We start from the raw sequence: 17041 nt of genomic DNA, 5'->3' as shown, positions 1-17041 counted from the left end.
CCGGCAACGAGGACGGCGGCGCAGCGCATTATCCTGGCTCCGTGCGGCGCACGGCGAGGATCGACAGGAACGGCCCAGCGCCGGCGCGTTGCAACGAAAGACGTTGTTGCATGAATCAGTCAGACGGATCAGAGGGTCGATGAAAAGGACAACCTTGCGCCAGGCATTGGGACCGGCCAGTTTCATACTGGTCGTGCTCGCTTGCTGGTTCGCATCGGGTCTCGTCGCGGACCGGATGGTACAGCAAGAACTCGATGCCGCGCTGCGTCAGCAGCGGCAAATGTCCGGTTCGATCGTCTACAACATGGCCGAGGTGATCGCGAGCGACCTTGCGATGTCACGCGCGATACCCGCAACGATGGCCGAACTCGGCGTGATCCAGCAGGCGTTGACGCATTCGCAGAATTATGCCGCGTCGGGCGTCGACCTGGAACCCGCGCACCGCGACGAGCTGTTGAAGTCGCCGGAACTGGCGGGCATCGACGGCTTCCTGCGCGATGCCCAGGGCTTCTCCGGCCTCGACATCATCTGGCTCGTGAACGCCAACGGGCTGTGCGTCGCGGCGAGCAATGCGCAGAACTCGCACTCGTTCGTCGGGCTCGACATGCGCTCGCGCAGCTACCTGACCAACGCGCTGCTCGGCGCGTTCGGCGAGGCGTACGGCGTGGGACGCATGAGCGGCGAGCCGGGCATCTTCATCTCGGCGCCCGTGTATGACGACGGCCTGCTGGTCGGCGCGATCGTCGCGAAGGTCGGCATCGCGCGGCTGCGTCACTGGGTAGCGCACGCGGGCACCTTCGTCACCGACGACAACGGCGTCATCATCATGGCGCACAACGCGGAGCTGGAAGGCCAGGCCATGCCGAACTCGCGCGTCACCCAGATGAACGAGGCGGAGCGGGTGAGCACCTACCATCGCGACCAGTTTCCGACCATCCAGATCCGGCCCGTCAAGACTCAGGTGCACCGCGACGCGCCGTGGGTGCCGCCGGAGATCCGCGACCAGCTGTTCGACATGCCCGGCCAGCCGACCCCGACGCTCTATCAGTCGCGCGGCGGCCTGAACTCCGGCCTCTCCGCGCATCTGGTCGACCCGCTCGCCGCGTGGCCCGAGCTGATGCGCAATCACAAGCGCGATCATCTGCTCGTGTTCTTGACGCTCGCGGGCACAGTCGCGCTCGCGTGGGTGATCACGGTGTCGTATCTGCGCGAGCGGCGCCACCACCGCGCCACGCGTGTGCTCGCCGAGCAGCTGCAATCGGCGAACACGCTGCTGTCGGCGGAAGCGCGTCACGACGCGCTCACGGGCGCGCTGTCGCGCCGCTATTTCCTCGACCTGCTGCGGCATGAGATCGACCGCGCGCACGCCACGGGCGAGCCGCTGTGCATGGCGATTGCCGACCTCGATCACTTCAAGCAGATCAACGACCGCTTCGGCCACGCAGCCGGCGACCGCGCGCTCGAACATTTCGTCGATACCTGCCGCACCGAGCTGCGCGGCAGCGACGCGATCGGCCGGCTAGGCGGCGAAGAGTTCGGCATTCTGCTGCCGGCAACGGCGCTCGCTGCAGGGCTCGAAGTGGTCGAGCGTCTGCGCGTCCGGCTGAAGGCGATGCCGTCGGCGAAGCTGCCGCAGTCGGTGGGCTTGAGCGTGAGCATCGGCATCACGGAGCTGTCGCCGGAAGATCTGCCCGAGCGCATCATCAGCCGCGCCGACCAGGCGCTCTATGCTGCGAAACAGGGCGGCCGCGACCGCAGCGAAGCCGTCCCGCCCGACGACACCGCCCCGCCCGCACGCGCGCCCGCCAACGCCTGGTAGCATCGAAAAGCTGCTGGCGCACCAGTACGAAGCACGCATGAATGCGTGCTAGACCGCCGGGCAAGCGAAGCCTAAGCAGGTATCATCGACTTTCATTCGAGAGTTTTCGATCACCGCTTTTCGCTCTTTTCGCTCCTCCGGAGGTTCGCATGAAGGGAAATCTGGTCATCGTCTGCCGCGATCAGGACGCTGACGCTTTCGATCATCTGCTCGCAGAATACGGCGCGTTTCAGACGCGTCTGTCATCGACGGCGTGGTATCTGAAGCTGGAAGTGGCACCCGAAGTGATCCAGGAAGAAATCCTGGCGCGTCTCGGCAAATACACGACGCATTACATCTTCGAGGCGGAGACTGTCACGTGGAATACGGTCGACAGCGAGGCGGCCGCCGCGCTCAACACGCTCTTCACCCAATAGGCGCTGCCCACCTGAAAGAAGACGGCGGGAAGATGGTCAGATTCCGTCGCCCCGCCCGAAGAGTACCGCGCAGCGAGGCGCGCGGCACATCAACCTCACCAGACGCTCTCCGACGCCGACGCCGCGCGCGACACCGACTCCAGCGGGAACGTCATCTGCACACGCAAGCCGCGTCCGCCCGTCGTCTCGTCGTTGTTGCCGATCTGCCATTCGCCGCCTGCGCGCCGCACGAGCCGCTCGACGATCGCGAGCCCCAGGCCGCTATGACCGTTGCCGCCGCGCGCCGGATCGAGCCGCACGAATGGACGGCTCGCGTTGATCAGGTCTTGCGCGGCGATGCCCTTGCCGTTGTCGGTGACCGTCAGCGTGTAGCCCTGCGCAGTGCGCGCCGTCGACACGGCGATGGGCGGCGCACCGTACGCATGCGCGTTGTCGAGCAGGTTGGACAGAATGCGGTCGAGCGTCGCAGCGGGCAACCGGAAGCCGGCGCCCGCCCGCAGATCGGTCTGCACCGTCGGCGCGCCGCTCGACACCGCGCGATAGCTGCGCACCACGCGCTCGCACTGCGCGTCCACTTCGACGGGCTCGCTGCCGTCGGCGCCGTCGTGCGCGAACACCAGAAACTGTTCGACGATATGCGTCATCGAATCGACGTCGCGCACGACGCCGTCACGCATCTTCGCTTCGTCCATCATCTCGGCGCGCAACCGCAGACGCGCCAACGGCGTTTTCAGATCGTGCGCGACGCCCGCCAGCATCACCGCGCGATCATGCTCGGTACGCGCCACTTCCTGCACCATCTGGTTGAAACCGTGCGTGAGCTGCCGCAACTCGCGCGGACCGCGCTCGCGCACCGGCGGCACGGGCAGTCCGCGCCCGAAGCGCGTGACCGCCTGGGCAAGCGAGCGCAGCGGCTGCTGCAGTTGCCATGCGGCAAAAAGCGCTGCCATCACGCCGGCCGAAAAGATGATGGCGAGCCACAGCACCATGCGGTCGAGCGAGCGCGGCGGCCGCAGCGGCTGCACGGGCACGACGATCCAGCTAGCGTCGCTGGCCGCGCGGACCCACAGCGTGGGCGGCTTGCCGGGCGCGCCGACGCGCACCTGCGTCGAGGTGGGCAGACGGTCGCGCACGTCGTCAACGAAACGGTCGAGCGGTACGGGCAAGTCCGTCGTATCGGGCGGCACGTCGGCGCTGGCGGGATCGACGAGGCGCACGCGCGACGGCAGCGGCTGATCCGGCTCGCGCTTCATGTGATCGCGCACGGCATCGACGAGGAACACAGCTTCTTCTACGGCATAACGCGTTTGCGACTGATTGCGCTCGAAGCGCACCAGCAGGTACCACGCGAAATGCGACAGAAGCAATACGCAGACGACCAGCAGTGCGAGCCGCCCGAACAGTGAATCAATTGGACGCCGCATGTTGCTCGCCATCGGGGACGAACACGTATCCGCGCCCGCGCACGGTCTGGATGAAGCGCGGCACGGACGGATCGGTTTCGAGAATGCGGCGCAGACGCCAGACCTGCACGTCGATGCCGCGGTCGGTGCCGTCGTACTCGGGACCGTGCAGCAGTTCGAGCAGGCGCTCGCGCGTGAGTGTGCGCATCGGGTTGTTGACGAAGATCTTCAGCAGCGCGAATTCGCTGCCCGACAGCGTGAGCGGCTTGCCTTCCTGATGCAGCGTGCGCGACTGGAAATCCAGCGAGAAGCGGCCGAACGAAAACGGCTCGCGCTGCTCGGGCGCGGCCGCGGACGGCTGCGTCTTGCGGCGGCGCAGCACCGCCTGCACGCGCGCGAGCAGCTCGCGCGGGTTGAACGGCTTGCCGAGGTAATCGTCCGCGCCGAGCTCGAGTCCGACGATGCGATCGACGTCGTCGGCGCGCGCCGTGAGCATGATGACGGGGATATCGTCGCCGGACGCGCGCAGCTTGCGCAGCGCCGTGAGCCCGTCGACGCCCGGCATCATCAGGTCGAGCACGATCAGATCGGGACGCTCGCGCTCGATGCGCCGCTCGAGCGAGGCGGCATCGTGCAGCACCGATACCTCGATGCCTTGCCGGGCAAGATAGTCGCGCAGGAGGTCGCGCAGTTCGACGTCGTCGTCGACGACAAGAATTTGAGTAGCCATGTGGAGAAGTGTAACGCGCGCCTTCACGCCGTTTCGCCTCACCTGCCCCCCAAAGGGTTACCGGGTGTTACCGCGAAAGGCGCGCGTAATGTGGCGTAACTTCAGCAAGGATACGCGTAACACGGGCCGCCTTCGATCCCTCTACGCTGTGCCTTACCGAATGCGCGCCGGTCCACCTTCGAGACGGGCGGCATCGTCGGCTAGTTGATCAAGGAGCACTGTAATGTCCAAAAAAACATCACGCTTTCTCGCCGTTGCCGCTGCGTCGCTTTCACTGAGTCTCGGAGCCGCGTTCGCGGCGCAGCCCCCGGGCGGCCCCGGCATGAGCCACGGCGGTCCGGGCTGGCATCACGGCGGGTTCATGAAGGAACTGAACCAGTTGCACGGGCAACTGAAGCTGAACGCGGATCAGGAGAAAGCCTGGCAGGCCGCGCTCGACACGATGAAGCAAAGCCATGAAGCCGAGCGCGCGAACCACGAGCAGATGCGCCAGCAGTTCAAGCAGATGCAGCAGCAGCCCATTCTGGATCTGAACGCGATGCACGCCGCACATCAGCAGATCGAGCAGAAGGACGCGCAACTGCGCGAGCAGACGTCGACGGCGTGGCTCAACTTCTACAACGGCCTGAACGACCAGCAGAAGACCACCGTCAGCACGGCGCTCAAGCAGCACTTCGCGAAGATGGAGCAGCGTCACGAACAGATGCGGGAGCGCTGGGAGAAGCATCGCGGCGACGCGGCGGCGTCGGCGGTGAAGCCCTGAGTTCGGGCGCGGGTCGTGCCGGCGCGCGTCCAGTGCGTCTCCTGTATGCGCCCGGTATCCGACGGCTGCGGCCCGGCGGCTCGGGCCGTGCCGCACTCCACGCCCGAGGCGCAACAGAAAAACGCCACGCAAGCAAGCGCTTGCGTGGCGTTTCGGCATTTGCCCGCGCAGATCTGCGAAGCGGGCGTGACCTCCGTCAGCGCAACTGGCCGAGATCGAACAGCAGCACTTCCGCGCCGTCGCCGTTTTCGAGCGTGACGTTCGACGCGTCGGTGATCATCGCGGCATCGCCGGCCCTCAGCGTTTCGCCGTTGACCGTGACGGCGCCGCGCGCAACGTGCACGTAAGCCTGACGCCCGGCCTCGAGCGCATGTTCGGCACGCTCCGCGCCGTCGAACAGGCCCGCGTGGATCGACGCATCGGCGTGAATCGTCACCGAGCCGTCGTGCCCGTCGGGCGACGCGACCACGCGCAGGCGTCCGCGCTTGTCTGCGTCGGTGAAGCGCTTTTCTTCATAGCCCGGCGCATCGCCGGCGCGCTTCGGGATAATCCAGATCTGCAGCAGATGCAACGGATCATCCTGCGAGCCGTTGAATTCGCTGTGCATCACACCCGTGCCGGCGCTCATGCGCTGCACGTCGCCCGGACGGATGGTCGAGCCGTTGCCGAGACTATCGCGGTGCGACAACGCGCCCTCGAGCACGTAGGTGACGATCTCCATGTCCCGGTGGCCATGCGTGCCGAAGCCCTGCCCCGCGGCGATGCGGTCCTCGTTGATCACGCGCAGCGGACCGAAATGAACGTGCTCGGGATCATGGTAATCGGCGAACGAAAAGCTGTGCTTCGCGTTCAGCCAGCCGTGGTTCGCATGGCCACGCTCTTCGGAGCGGCGAATTCTGATCATATGAGTCTCCCGTGAAAATTGGCGATACGGGAATGTATGGGCTACGCCCGCCCCAGACAATCCGCACCGGCGCACCGGATCGTTTCCGAAATGATGGCAATGGCAAAGGCTGCCATGCGGGCTGCATCGGCCGATTCGGCGCGATGGAACCGGCCGGCCGCCCGCCGCGACCCCGGCCGCACGCGCATGTCTCTGGCGGCAAAGGGCTTTTTCGTTGCGGCAAGCACTGGCACCGGGCGCCGGTTCGGGTAAAATACCGCGCTTTTTGGCACGGGTGGTACGGACCGACCCGTGCGGCGCGCCAGCGCCGGCCGGCTCGCCGCCGGCGCAACCTGTTCGGGCAGGCGATTTTTGTCCGCCTAGAATGGCGACGGCCGCCGCTGGCAGGCCGCCCGCGGCCGGGAAGTCAGGAGATACATGAAGAAGTTCGCAGTAGGCATGGCGTTCGCCGTGTTGGCGTCGGGGGCCGCGGCAAAAGAGTGGAAAACCGTGCGCATCGGGGTCGACGCCAGCTATCCGCCGTTTGAATCGATGGCGCCGAACGGCCAGATGGTTGGCTTCGACGTCGATCTGACCCGCGCGCTGTGCGCGAAGATGAACGTCAAATGCGTGTGGGTGGCGCAGGATCTCGATGGCATCATCCCGGCGCTCAAGGTCCGGAAGTTCGACATCATCGTGTCGTCGCTGACGGTCACGGACAAGCGCCGCGAGCAGATCGACTTCTCCGACAAGCTGTTCGATGCGCCCGCGCGCATGATCGCGAAGAAGGGCTCGCCGCTGCTGCCGACGGCGGCGTCGCTGCAAGGCAAGCGGGTCGGGGTCGAGCAGGGCTCGACGCAGGAAGCGTACGCGAAGGCGTACTGGGAGCCCAAGGGCGTGACGATCGTGCCTTACCAGAACCAGGATCAGGTCTATGCGGATCTGGCGACGGGGCGTCTCGACGCCGCGCTGCAGGACGAGCTGCAAGCCGACGCCGGCTTCCTGAGAACGCCGCGCGGCAAGGATTTCGGGTGGGCGGGCCCAGAAGTGAAGGACGCGAAAACGATCGGCGAAGGCACGGCCATCGGCGTGCGCAAGGAGGACGGCGAGCTGAAGGCCATGCTCAACCGGGCGCTCGCCGACGTGCATCGGGACGGCACGTTCACGAAGCTCGAAAAGCAGTATTTCGACGTCGATATCGATCAGAGCCGCTGAACGCGACCGACCGGACGCCGCGCAGCACGGCGCCAAGCGCGGGCTCGGGGCTGGCCCGGATGGGCCGGATCGCAAGGTTCGTAATACAGTCGGACCCAACGCCGCGCCGCGTGGCAGCAGCGCGGCAAGCAGGCAGTAGAACCGGCGGCAAAACTGGCAGTAGAACAAGGCTGTAAAACGCAAGGCTGTAAAACGCAACGCAGTAAAACGCGCTGCCGGCCCGCAACGGTCAGGCAGTCATGATTCGCACAGCGGCATGCTGTGCGCCGCACGGGAGACATCGAAGGCCATCGGCATCCGCCTTCGGACGAACCAGCGCAGCGTACGCATTGCCGCGTCTTTCGCGGCGCGCGGGAGCGTCGTCAAGGACTCACTATGCTCTTTCAAGGCTACGGCCCGATCATCTTTGCCGGCACGGTGCAGACCGTGAAGCTGGCAATCCTGTCGCTCGCACTCGCGTTCCTGCTGGGTCTGCTCGGCGCGGCGGCGAAGCTGTCGAGAAACCGTTTGTCGTACGGCATCGGCACCCTCTACACGACGCTGATTCGCGGCGTCCCTGATCTGGTGCTGATGCTGCTGCTCTTCTACAGCATCCAGATCTGGCTGAATAACCTCACCGACATGCTCGGCTGGGACCAGATCGACATCGATCCGTTCGTGGCCGGCGTGGCCGTGCTCGGCTTCATCTACGGCGCGTACTTCACCGAAACCTTCCGCGGCGCGTTTCTCGCCGTGCCGCGCGGCCAGCTCGAAGCGGGCGCGGCATACGGCATGACGGGCTGGCAAGTGTTCTCCCGGATCATGTTCCCGCAAATGATGCGCTTCGCGCTGCCCGGCATCGGCAACAACTGGCAGGTGATGGTCAAGGCGACGGCACTCGTGTCGATCATCGGCCTTGCGGATGTCGTCAAGGCTTCGCAGGACGCCGGCAAGGGCACCCTGCGCTTCTTCTTCTTCACGCTGATGGCGGGCGCCATCTATCTGCTTATCACGACGGCCTCGAACTTCGTGCTGATGTACCTCGAAAAACGCTACTCGACTGGCGTACGCAAGGCGGAACTATGATCGAGCTGATCCAGGAATACTGGCGCAACTATCTGTATACGGACGGCTACCGCTTGACGGGCGTCGTCATCACGCTGTGGCTGCTGGTCGTGTCGATCGGGCTCGGCTTCTGTCTGTCCATACCGCTCGCCGTCGCGCGCGTGTCGAAGAACAAATGGCTCGCGCGCTCGGTGTGGCTGTATACGTACATCTTTCGCGGCACACCGTTGTACGTGCAACTGCTGCTTTGCTACACGGGCCTCTACAGCCTTGAAATCATCCGCTCGAACGCGCTGACCAATGCGTTCTTCCGCGACGGCATGCACTGCACGCTGCTTGCGTTCACGCTGAACACCTGCGCGTACACGACGGAAATTTTCGCGGGCGCGATCAAGGCAACGCCCTATGGCGAAATCGAAGCGGCGCGCGCGTACGGCATGTCGCAGTTCACGCTGTATCGGCGCGTCATTCTGCCGTCGGCGCTGCGCCGCGCGTTGCCGTACTACAGCAACGAAGTGATCCTGATGCTGCACGCCACGACCGTCGCGTTCACGGCGACCGTGCCCGATATTCTTAAGATCGCGCGCGACGTCAACTCGGCCACCTATCGTTCGTTCGATGCATTCGGCATTGCCGCCCTGCTCTATCTGATCATCTCTTTTGCGCTCGTCTGGCTGTTCCGCCGCGCCGAGCGCCGCTGGCTCGCTTATCTGCGCCCGCAAGGCAAGTAAGTACGGCGAATAAGCAAGTCAAGGAACCCGATGAACACTCAAGCTACACCGCAAATGCTTTTCGTCGACAACCTGCACAAGCAGTACGGCGACAACGAAGTTCTCAAGGGCGTCACGCTGCGCGCGAATCGCGGCGACGTGATCAGCGTGATCGGTTCGTCCGGCTCGGGCAAAAGCACGATGCTTCGCTGCATCAACTTTCTCGAGCAGCCGAACGCCGGGCGCATCTTCGTCGACGGTCGGGAAATCCGCACGCAGAAGGACAAGCGCGGGGCGCTGCGCGTGTCGGACGCGAAGCAGCTGCAGAAGATGCGCACCAAGCTTTCGATGGTGTTTCAGCACTTCAATCTGTGGACGCACATGACGGTGCTCGAGAACATCATCGAGGCGCCGCTGCACGTGCTCGGCATTCCGCGCAAGGAAGCCGAAGAACGCGCCCGCGCGTATCTGGAGAAAGTGGGCCTCGCGCCGCGCGTGGAGAAGCAGTATCCGTCGCATCTGTCGGGCGGCCAGCAGCAGCGCGTCGCCATTGCCCGCGCGCTGACGATGAACCCGGACGTGATGCTGTTCGACGAACCCACTTCTGCGCTCGACCCCGAACTCGTCGGCGAAGTGCTGAAGGTCATGCAGACGCTCGCCGAAGAAGGCCGCACGATGATCGTCGTGACGCACGAAATGGCCTTTGCGCGCAACGTGTCGAACCACGTGATGTTCCTGCATCAAGGACGCGTCGAAGAAGAAGGCCATCCGGACGAAGTGTTCAGGAACACGAAGAGTGATCGTCTTAAGCAGTTCTTGTCGGGCAGTCTTAAATAAGGCAGGAGTCTGTAGTTTATGTAGTATTACAGGGCGCTTACCGGCGCCCTTTTTCATGCGCGCGCGCCGCCGCTCTTGCGTTCCCAGCAAGGCTTCAACGCTTCGGCATCCCAACATATGCGCGAACGACAGTTCAAAACGCCTTTACTCCCGACGATTTCTCCCGTCAATAGTGGCAATCCTTGACATCAGTCATTAACACGGCTGTAACCCTTGCCGGACAAGGTTTAGAGGCCGTTTTGAGACCTTGGATCGCCCACTTGTCTCATATTGGTATTGCAATTTAGAGACACCTTTACCGAGCATCGCTAATTTATTCGCCAACCGAAGGGTATTTTGCTAAATTAGTAACGAAAGTAGCAAAACAAAGTTCAAGAAAAGTAGTTTCACTTCAAAACGAACGAACAAGGAGATGCCGGTCGCGAGGGATCGGAGAGACGAACAGACAGCTTCCCAGGCTGCGCGTCGACAAAACCGCCCGTCACACCGCCCATCTTTTTAGCAGGATTCCTGCTCGGCGCTGCTGGCGTCCGGGCACCACTCGCAGTACTGGCTTTACTTTTTGACAGGGTATGGAGGAGAAGATGAAGAAAGCTTTGGCTGCCGCAGCGCTGCTGACTTTCGGCGTTGCAGCACACGCACAGAGCAGCGTGACGCTGTATGGGCGCCTGGACGCTGGTCTGGAGTATATGAATGGTGTGCCGCAGAACCAAGTGGGCGGCTCGGCAACGAGCAGCACGCACCGCTTCCGCGCAGAAAGCGGCGACTGGGGTACCAGCCTGTGGGGCTTGAAGGGCTCTGAAGATCTGGGCGGCGGCACGAAGGCCGTGTTCCAGTTGGAAGGCTCCTTCAACACGATGACGGGTGCGGGCCCTGGCGGCGGTGGTCTCTTCAATCGTTGGGCGACGGTTGGCTTCGCGAACGACCAGTTCGGTACGTTCACGATGGGCCGCATGCTCTTCATCTCGAACGGCGTGTGGGACTTCGACCCGTTCGGTCAGTCGAACTGGTCGTCGGCATCGCTGGTGCGTGGCCGCAACTGGCCGCAATCGAGCAACAACGTAGCCTACCAGTCGCCGAAGATCGCAGGCTTTGACTTCTACGGTCAATACGCTCTGTCGAACGCGACGAACTGGAACGGTAACGGCACGACGGCGCAAGGCCGCGAGGCTGGTGCACAGGTCACGTACACGTCGTCGCTGTTCCAGGTTCGCGGTCTCTATGACGAAATCCGCAACCCGGCAAACGGCGGCCTGTTCGGCCCGAACCCGGCTGCAGGCGACCCGACCAACACGGGCAACATCGGTACGGGCGTGTTCGCAGCATCGCGTGAGTACTCGGCTCTCTTGAACGTGTTCCTCGGTCAGTTCAAGATTCAGGCCGCTTACCAGGCGATCCGCTCGTCGGGCGCGACGAACTATCTGCCGGGTACGCCGACCACGCTCGATCACGAGTGGGGCGGTATCACGTGGCAAGCAACGCCGGCTGCAGCTCTGATCGCAGCTGTCTACCACGTGAACGCGAACAACGGCGGCGGCAACGCGACCATCTATACGGTTGGCGGTTCGTACAACCTGTCCAAGCGCACGCTGCTCGACCTGCAAGTCGCAACGACGCAAAACAGCAAGACGGCTAACTTCGGCCTGAACGCGAACAACGCTGGTACGTCGGTCGCAACGGACAACCCGCTGCCGGGCCACAGCCAGACGGGCGTGTACGCAGGTATCCAGCACTCGTTCTAATCGAACGGTGCCAACAAAACAGCTTTAACAGAAACAGTTTTCACGCTGCTGCGAGAGGCGCGTATCGGTGCGATGTCCGAAAGGGTGTCGCACCTTTTTTTATTTCCGCGAGCAACATGGCGTTGCGCCATCCGGGGCACTTCGCCCGTGCATCGCGGCACCGGCGCGGTGCAACGCCGGCGCTTTATCGAACGGCATGCAGGCCGCGCGATTACACGGCTGCTTCGTTCTCCTCACCCGTGCGAATGCGGATCACGCGTTCGACGTCAGCGACAAAAATCTTGCCGTCGCCGATCTTGCCCGTGCGCGCCGCGCCAATGATGGCATCGATCACCTGATCGGTCTGATCGTTCGCGACAACGACTTCGATCTTCACTTTCGGCAGAAAATCGACGACGTACTCGGCGCCGCGGTACAGCTCCGTGTGTCCTTTCTGGCGGCCAAAGCCTTTGACTTCGGTGACGGTCAGCCCCGTCAGGCCGACTTCGGCGAGCGCTTCGCGCACTTCGTCGAGCTTGAACGGTTTGATGATGGCGGTGATGCGTTTCATGGCAGGCCTCGTCTCGGTTCGAAAAAGGAAGGTTCAGATGCGTCGATTCTACGCCGCACTGCACACGTTGCCAGCATCATGCAGGGCAACGCGTGCAGCGACGCGCTCTCAACGGCAGATAAAGACAGATTTCAGGCGGCTTTGTCCGGAACCGTTGCGAGATCATCCGTCCAGACCACGGCTTCGGAGTCGCTCGGCGCGCGCCAGTCGCCGCGCGGCGACAGCGAGCCGCCCGAGCCGACCTTCGGCGCATTCGGCACGCAGCTGCGCTTGAACTGGCTAGTCTTGAAGAAGCGCCACAGAAAGATGCCGAGATTGCGCTTGATGTCAGCGAGATCGTACTCGTTACGCGCGACGTGCACGCCTTCGGGCCAGCCGCCCTGCTCCCTGTCGCGCCATGCGTGCAGCGCGAGGAACGCGACCTTCGACGGCGCGAAGCCATAGCGCAGGATGTAGTACAGATTGAAGTCCTGCAGCTCGTACGGGCCGATGAACGTTTCCGTTTTCTGTTCGATCGCGCCCGCCTCTTTGCCAGGCACCAGTTCGGGGCTGATTTCCGTGCCGAGAATGTTGATCAGCGTATCGGAACCGTTCTGGCCGATCGCGCCCGTCTCCGCGACCCAGCGCACCAGATGCGTGATCAGCGTCTTCGGTACGCTCGCGTTCACGCTGTAGTGCGACATGTGATCGCCGACGCCGTACGTGCACCAGCCGAGTGCCAGCTCGCTCAGATCGCCTGTGCCGATCACGATGCCGTTGTGGAAGTTTGCGAGCCGGAACAGATGGTTGGTGCGCTCGCCGGCCTGCACGTTCTCGAACGTGATGTCGTACTTCGCCTCTCCCGCCGAGTACGGGTGGCCGAGATCCTTCAGCATCTGCTCGCAGCTTGGCCGGATGTCGATTTCCATCGACGTGCAGCCCACCACGTCCATCAGCTCGCGCGCCTGCTTGAGCGTGCGGCTGCTCGTCGCAAAGCCCGGCATCGTCACGCCGATGATATTGGTGCGCGGCAGCTTGAGCCGGTCCATCGCCTTCGCGCAGACGAGCAGCGCATGCGTCGAGTCGAGTCCGCCCGACACGCCGATCACGACCTTCTGGATATTCGACGCCGACAGCCGCTGCACGAGCGCCTGCACCTGAATGTTGTAGACCTCGTTGCAACGCTCGTCGCGGCGACGCGTATCGGCGGGAACGTAGGGGAAGCGCTCGACCTTGCGCGCGAGCGGCAGCGCATGCGCCGCTGCGCGCTCGATCGCGAAGCGCACGATCTGGAACTTCGCCGCCTCGTCCTTGTGACGCTGCACCGACATGCCGAACGTGGTCTGCCGCATGCGTTCGTGCGACAGCCGTTCGAGATCGACGTCCGCGAAGATGATGTGCGAGTCGTCGAGAAAACGCTCGGACTCGGCGAGCATCTCGCCGTTTTCGCAGATCAGCGCCTGGCCGTCCCACGCCATGTCCGTCGACGATTCGCCGCGCCCCGCCGACGTGTACAGATACGCTGCGAGACAACGGGCCGACTGCTGGCCGACCAGTTGATGCCGGTAACCCGACTTGCCCACCACGATGTTCGACGCCGACAGGTTCACCAGCACGGTCGCGCCCGCGAGCGCCGCGAACGACGACGGCGGAATGGGCACCCAGACGTCCTCGCAAATCTCGACGTGGAAACGGAAATCGGGCACGTCGGTCAGTTCGAACAGCAGCGACGCGCCGAACGGCACCGGCTTGCCGAGCAATTCGATGTCGCGCGCGATGGCGCTATCGGCCGGCGTGTACTGGCGCGCCTCGTAGAATTCGCCGTAGTTCGGCAGATAGCTCTTCGGCACGGCACCCAGCACGGCGCCGCGCGCCACGACGACGGCACAGTTGTACAGGCTGTGATCGACCTGCAGCGGCATGCCTACGATCAACGCAAGGGGCAGCTTCTTCGACGCCTCGACGATCTTTGCCAGCGCTGTCTTGCATGCGTCGAGCAACGCACGCTGATGGAAGAGGTCGTCGCAGGTATAGGCGGGCAAGCCGAGTTCGGGAAACGCGACGAGCGCCGCGCCCTTCGCGGCGGCCTCGCGCGCGAGCGCGAGCGTCTCGTCGGCGTTGAAGGCGGGGTCGGCGACGCGGCAGCGCGGCACGCCCACCGCAACGCGTGCAAAGCCGTGCGAATACAAATTGAAGAAGTTGCCTTTCATGTCAGAGATTCCTTCGGGCGCGTGCGTCGGTGATCGAACGGATTGGAATGGTGGACGGCACGCGCGAAACGGCTGCTATCGATCAGCGTAGATGATAAGCCGTAAGCGCATTCCAGGTCTCGAACGCGTGCGCTCGCCCGTCGAGTCGCGCACGCCGCGCACCGGGCGCACGCATTTGCATTAACATGGCCGTTCGCCGCGCGAGGCCGCGCGCCGTGGCCTCGCCCCGTCGATGCACAAAGGCGCGCTTCGCAAGGCCGACGCGAACCGGCACGCGCGCAATACGCATCTATCAGCCTCATCCCGTCCCGACATGCCGCGCGCCCGAACCGCGCGCGGCAACAGGATCGCCAACGGTCGAAAAGATTGAACCAGGAACGTTTTGATTACCGCGCGGGCATCCTCGCTTCGCCGCTCGAAGTGGATGCCGCCGAATGGAACGCGCTGCTCAGCCAGCAGGCGCAACCCACGCCATTCTTGCGCCACGAATTTCTGAGCGCGCTGCACGCGACGCGATGCGCCGTCGCGGACACGGGCTGGGCGCCCCAATTCGTCACGCTGACCGATCCGCGCACGGGCAAGCTCGCCGCGGCCGCGCCCGTCTACGCGAAGGGCCACTCGTACGGGGAGTACGTGTTCGACTGGGCCTGGGCCGATGCCTACAAGCGCAACGGCCTGCCCTATTACCCGAAGCTGCTGTGCGCCGTGCCGTTCACGCCCGTGCAGGGCACGCGCCTGCTAGCAGCCGATCCGCACGCGCTGCGCCATCTCGCCGCGACGCTCGTCGCCTTTGCCGAGCAGGCCGACGTATCGTCGCTGCACGTGCTGTTCCCGACGGACGCCGAAGCGCAGGCGCTGACGGACCTCGGCATGATGCAGCGCGAAGGCGTGCAGTTTCACTGGGTCAACGAAGGCTATCGCGACTTCGACGAGTTCCTCTCGACGCTCGAACAGAAGAAGCGCAAGAACATTCGCGCCGAGCGCCGCAAGGTGCGCGACGCGGGCATCACGTTTCGCCGGATGGCGGGCGAAGACATCAGCGACGCCGACTGGCGCTTCTTCAGCAAGTGTTATCGGCAGACATACCGCGAGCACTTTTCGAGTCCGTATCTGAACCTCGACTTTTTCCGGATGATCGGGGCGTCGATGCCCGAGAATCTGATGATGGTGATCGCCGAATACGAGGGCAAGCCGATCGCGAGCTCGCTCGTCGTTTATCAGCGCGACGGCGCGAACGCGGGCGGCACGCTGTACGGCCGCTACTGGGGCGCGCTCGAACACGTGCCCTGCCTGCACTTCGAGACGGCGTACTATCAGCCGCTCGAGTTCTGCATCGAGCAGAAGCTCGGCGTGTTCGAAGGCGGCGCGCAAGGCGAGCACAAGATGGCGCGCGGCTTCATGCCGACCGTCACGCGCTCGACGCACTGGCTCGCGCATCCCGCGTTTTCCGACGCCGTTGCGCACTTTCTCGACAACGAGAAGAATCACATCCACGCGTACGTCGATGAACTGCGCGAACACAATCCCTTCAAAGACTGAACGCGCGATGCCGTGGTTCCTGTATCTGATCGAATGCTCGGACGGCAGTGTCTACACAGGCATCGCCACCGACGTCGCCGCGCGCTTCGACAAGCACTGCGCCGGCACGGGCGCGCGCTACACGCGCTCGCGCAAGCCGGTGCGCCTGCTGGCATCGTTCGAGCTGACCGACCGGTCGAGCGCGTTGCGCGCCGAGTATCGCGTGAAGCAACTCGCGCCCGCGCAGAAGTGGGAACTGGCGTGCGGCGCGCGCACGCTCGAGTCCGTGCTGCCCGCCGTCGGCGATGACGAGCCGTCGCCTTCCGAAGAATCCTGACGCGCTGCAACAACGTTCGCGCATTTTTTGTATCGGGCGCAACAGTGTTTTCAGGAATTGCGCCTCGACGCCGTCTTTGGCCGAACAGATACTTGCATCACTGCAAATGCATCGCCGGTTCCCGGCCGGACGGACGAGCAGCCCGACCGCCCGCGATGTGATACCCGACGTGATCCGATACTTAGGCAAGAACCCCCAGAGGTGAAGCAAATGGACGAACGAAAGCGTGACAGCATGATTGCGTATTTGCGCCGCCGCATGGCGCAGGTTGGCATCAAGGCAGCCGACCTGGCGGTCGCACTCGCGGAAGACCGGCGCCGCGCGAAGGCGGTGCGGTTTCGCAGCGCTTTCGGCGAGACGTGGGACGGTCAGGGCGCAATGCCCCAATGGTTGAGCAATGCCGTCAGCGCCGGGCAATCGGCGGAACATTTCGCCATCGACAAGCCTGTGCCGGCCAGACAGGAACGCCCGAAAGTCGATTGGAGCAAGGACCCGTTCGCCGGTTCGCGCCTCGCGAATATCCAGCCGCAGTAACCCCGTCGCCGATCGTGAAGGCGTAAGCCATCCGATTGCCCCGTGGGAGGCTGGATGAGCAACCGCGGCTTGCTGCATGACAACGAGGTGCGCATCACGCGCGCGTGACGCCTCAAAGCGTGGGTCGCCTGCTCGCCTCTCGAACGGCTCATGCCGGCATCGATCGCAAGGCCATCCGGCAGGGTTATGCCGGGCAGATCCAGCCACGCCCGTCCGACCGGTCACGCGCGAAAAAAAAAGACGCTCCAAAGAGTAATGCCGTTCAGTTAAGCACTGAACGGCATTTTTGCTTTTGACGCGGGAGGTGTTGTAAACGAGGCGCCGAGCTGTTAACTTTTCAGCGCGATGCTC

16 protein-coding genes are annotated in these 17041 nt (G+C 63.9%); 11 read left to right on the top strand and 5 right to left on the bottom strand.

Annotated elements, in window-relative coordinates; genetic code table 11:
- Positions 1 to 139 precede the first annotated feature (139 nt).
- Positions 140 to 1819 carry a sensor domain-containing diguanylate cyclase gene (locus H3V53_RS30295; protein ID WP_336601015.1) on the top strand — a complete coding sequence of 560 codons (1680 nt, stop codon included), beginning with the start codon at positions 140 to 142 and terminating at the stop codon, positions 1817 to 1819.
- Positions 1820 to 1968: 149 nt separating this feature from the next.
- Complete coding sequence (locus H3V53_RS30290) at positions 1969 to 2235, top strand: double-stranded DNA-specific endonuclease (RefSeq protein ID WP_336601014.1); 267 nt, start codon at positions 1969 to 1971, stop codon at positions 2233 to 2235.
- Between the two features lie 95 nt (positions 2236 to 2330).
- On the opposite strand, the gene H3V53_RS30285 is transcribed toward H3V53_RS30290, so the two are convergent.
- Positions 2331 to 3659 (bottom strand): ATP-binding protein, encoded by a 1329-nt coding sequence (locus tag H3V53_RS30285; protein ID WP_054919712.1) that lies wholly within the window; start codon positions 3657 to 3659, stop codon positions 2331 to 2333.
- Positions 3643 to 4368, bottom strand: coding sequence for a response regulator (locus tag H3V53_RS30280; RefSeq protein ID WP_054919689.1), 726 nt, complete (start codon positions 4366 to 4368; stop codon positions 3643 to 3645). Before H3V53_RS30280 ends, H3V53_RS30285 begins: the two co-directional genes overlap by 17 nt.
- Before the next feature lie 223 nt (positions 4369 to 4591).
- On the opposite strand from H3V53_RS30280, the gene H3V53_RS30275 reads away from it, so the two are divergent.
- Positions 4592 to 5131 carry a Spy/CpxP family protein refolding chaperone gene (locus H3V53_RS30275; RefSeq protein ID WP_336601013.1) on the top strand — a complete coding sequence of 180 codons (540 nt, stop codon included), beginning with the start codon at positions 4592 to 4594 and terminating at the stop codon, positions 5129 to 5131.
- A gap of 196 nt (positions 5132 to 5327) precedes the next feature.
- Here the strand turns inward: H3V53_RS30275 and H3V53_RS30270 are convergent, their stop codons facing one another.
- Positions 5328 to 6035, bottom strand: a complete 708-nt coding sequence (locus H3V53_RS30270; RefSeq protein WP_336601012.1) for a pirin family protein — start codon at positions 6033 to 6035, stop codon at positions 5328 to 5330.
- Between the two features lie 417 nt (positions 6036 to 6452).
- Here H3V53_RS30270 and H3V53_RS30265 point away from each other — a divergent pair, with 417 nt between their 5' ends.
- From H3V53_RS30265 to H3V53_RS30245, 5 genes are all read left to right on the top strand, one after another.
- The gene (locus tag H3V53_RS30265; RefSeq protein ID WP_336601011.1) at positions 6453 to 7229 is read left to right on the top strand and encodes an ABC transporter substrate-binding protein; all 777 of its coding nucleotides are present in this window, start codon (positions 6453 to 6455) and stop codon (positions 7227 to 7229) included.
- 375 nt (positions 7230 to 7604) lie between these two features.
- The gene (locus H3V53_RS30260; RefSeq protein ID WP_054919710.1) at positions 7605 to 8294 is read left to right on the top strand and encodes a histidine ABC transporter permease HisQ; all 690 of its coding nucleotides are present in this window, start codon (positions 7605 to 7607) and stop codon (positions 8292 to 8294) included.
- Positions 8291 to 9004 (top strand): histidine ABC transporter permease HisM, encoded by a 714-nt coding sequence (locus H3V53_RS30255; RefSeq protein ID WP_054919682.1) that lies wholly within the window; start codon positions 8291 to 8293, stop codon positions 9002 to 9004. Before H3V53_RS30260 ends, H3V53_RS30255 begins: the two co-directional genes overlap by 4 nt.
- Before the next feature lie 30 nt (positions 9005 to 9034).
- Positions 9035 to 9820, top strand: a complete 786-nt coding sequence (locus H3V53_RS30250) for an ABC transporter ATP-binding protein (protein ID WP_336601010.1) — start codon at positions 9035 to 9037, stop codon at positions 9818 to 9820.
- A gap of 584 nt (positions 9821 to 10404) precedes the next feature.
- The gene (locus tag H3V53_RS30245; protein WP_336601009.1) at positions 10405 to 11562 is read left to right on the top strand and encodes a porin; all 1158 of its coding nucleotides are present in this window, start codon (positions 10405 to 10407) and stop codon (positions 11560 to 11562) included.
- Between the two features lie 211 nt (positions 11563 to 11773).
- Here H3V53_RS30245 and glnK read toward each other — a convergent pair whose 3' ends face one another.
- Both glnK and H3V53_RS30235 read right to left on the bottom strand, forming a co-directional pair.
- Positions 11774 to 12112, bottom strand: a complete 339-nt coding sequence (gene glnK / locus H3V53_RS30240; RefSeq protein WP_008342452.1) for a P-II family nitrogen regulator — start codon at positions 12110 to 12112, stop codon at positions 11774 to 11776.
- Positions 12113 to 12243: 131 nt separating this feature from the next.
- Entirely contained in the window at positions 12244 to 14301 is a 2058-nt protein-coding gene (locus tag H3V53_RS30235) for an NAD(+) synthase (protein WP_336601008.1), read from the bottom strand.
- 366 nt (positions 14302 to 14667) lie between these two features.
- Between H3V53_RS30235 and H3V53_RS30230 the strand changes: the two genes are divergently transcribed.
- From H3V53_RS30230 to H3V53_RS30220, 3 genes are all read left to right on the top strand, one after another.
- Complete coding sequence (locus H3V53_RS30230; RefSeq protein ID WP_336601007.1) at positions 14668 to 15840, top strand: GNAT family N-acetyltransferase; 1173 nt, start codon at positions 14668 to 14670, stop codon at positions 15838 to 15840.
- A 7-nt stretch (positions 15841 to 15847) separates the two neighbouring features.
- A complete protein-coding gene (locus H3V53_RS30225) occupies positions 15848 to 16156 on the top strand; it encodes a GIY-YIG nuclease family protein (RefSeq protein WP_336601006.1) in 309 nt (102 codons plus the stop codon).
- A gap of 210 nt (positions 16157 to 16366) precedes the next feature.
- Positions 16367 to 16690 (top strand): H-NS histone family protein, encoded by a 324-nt coding sequence (locus H3V53_RS30220; RefSeq protein ID WP_336601005.1) that lies wholly within the window; start codon positions 16367 to 16369, stop codon positions 16688 to 16690.
- Positions 16691 to 17041 lie beyond the last annotated feature (351 nt).

The sequence above is a fragment of the Paraburkholderia bengalensis genome, assembly GCF_037126505.1.
Lineage (GTDB): Bacteria > Pseudomonadota > Gammaproteobacteria > Burkholderiales > Burkholderiaceae > Paraburkholderia > Paraburkholderia bengalensis.
This window is presented reverse-complemented; position numbering and strand designations above follow the sequence as displayed.

What these genes read in the sequence shown, in the direction of transcription:
- H3V53_RS30295 (WP_336601015.1), top strand. Translation starts at nt 140, where the DNA reads ATGAAAAGGACAACCTTGCGCCAGGCATTGGGACCGGCCAGTTTCATA.
- H3V53_RS30290 (WP_336601014.1), top strand. Translation starts at nt 1,969, where the DNA reads ATGAAGGGAAATCTGGTCATCGTCTGCCGCGATCAGGACGCTGACGCT.
- H3V53_RS30285 (WP_054919712.1), bottom strand. Translation starts at nt 3,659, where the DNA reads ATGCGGCGTCCAATTGATTCACTGTTCGGGCGGCTCGCACTGCTGGTC.
- H3V53_RS30280 (WP_054919689.1), bottom strand. Translation starts at nt 4,368, where the DNA reads ATGGCTACTCAAATTCTTGTCGTCGACGACGACGTCGAACTGCGCGAC.
- H3V53_RS30275 (WP_336601013.1), top strand. Translation starts at nt 4,592, where the DNA reads ATGTCCAAAAAAACATCACGCTTTCTCGCCGTTGCCGCTGCGTCGCTT.
- H3V53_RS30270 (WP_336601012.1), bottom strand. Translation starts at nt 6,035, where the DNA reads ATGATCAGAATTCGCCGCTCCGAAGAGCGTGGCCATGCGAACCACGGC.
- H3V53_RS30265 (WP_336601011.1), top strand. Translation starts at nt 6,453, where the DNA reads ATGAAGAAGTTCGCAGTAGGCATGGCGTTCGCCGTGTTGGCGTCGGGG.
- H3V53_RS30260 (WP_054919710.1), top strand. Translation starts at nt 7,605, where the DNA reads ATGCTCTTTCAAGGCTACGGCCCGATCATCTTTGCCGGCACGGTGCAG.
- H3V53_RS30255 (WP_054919682.1), top strand. Translation starts at nt 8,291, where the DNA reads ATGATCGAGCTGATCCAGGAATACTGGCGCAACTATCTGTATACGGAC.
- H3V53_RS30250 (WP_336601010.1), top strand. Translation starts at nt 9,035, where the DNA reads ATGAACACTCAAGCTACACCGCAAATGCTTTTCGTCGACAACCTGCAC.
- H3V53_RS30245 (WP_336601009.1), top strand. Translation starts at nt 10,405, where the DNA reads ATGAAGAAAGCTTTGGCTGCCGCAGCGCTGCTGACTTTCGGCGTTGCA.
- glnK (WP_008342452.1), bottom strand. Translation starts at nt 12,112, where the DNA reads ATGAAACGCATCACCGCCATCATCAAACCGTTCAAGCTCGACGAAGTG.
- H3V53_RS30235 (WP_336601008.1), bottom strand. Translation starts at nt 14,301, where the DNA reads ATGAAAGGCAACTTCTTCAATTTGTATTCGCACGGCTTTGCACGCGTT.
- H3V53_RS30225 (WP_336601006.1), top strand. Translation starts at nt 15,848, where the DNA reads ATGCCGTGGTTCCTGTATCTGATCGAATGCTCGGACGGCAGTGTCTAC.
- H3V53_RS30220 (WP_336601005.1), top strand. Translation starts at nt 16,367, where the DNA reads ATGGACGAACGAAAGCGTGACAGCATGATTGCGTATTTGCGCCGCCGC.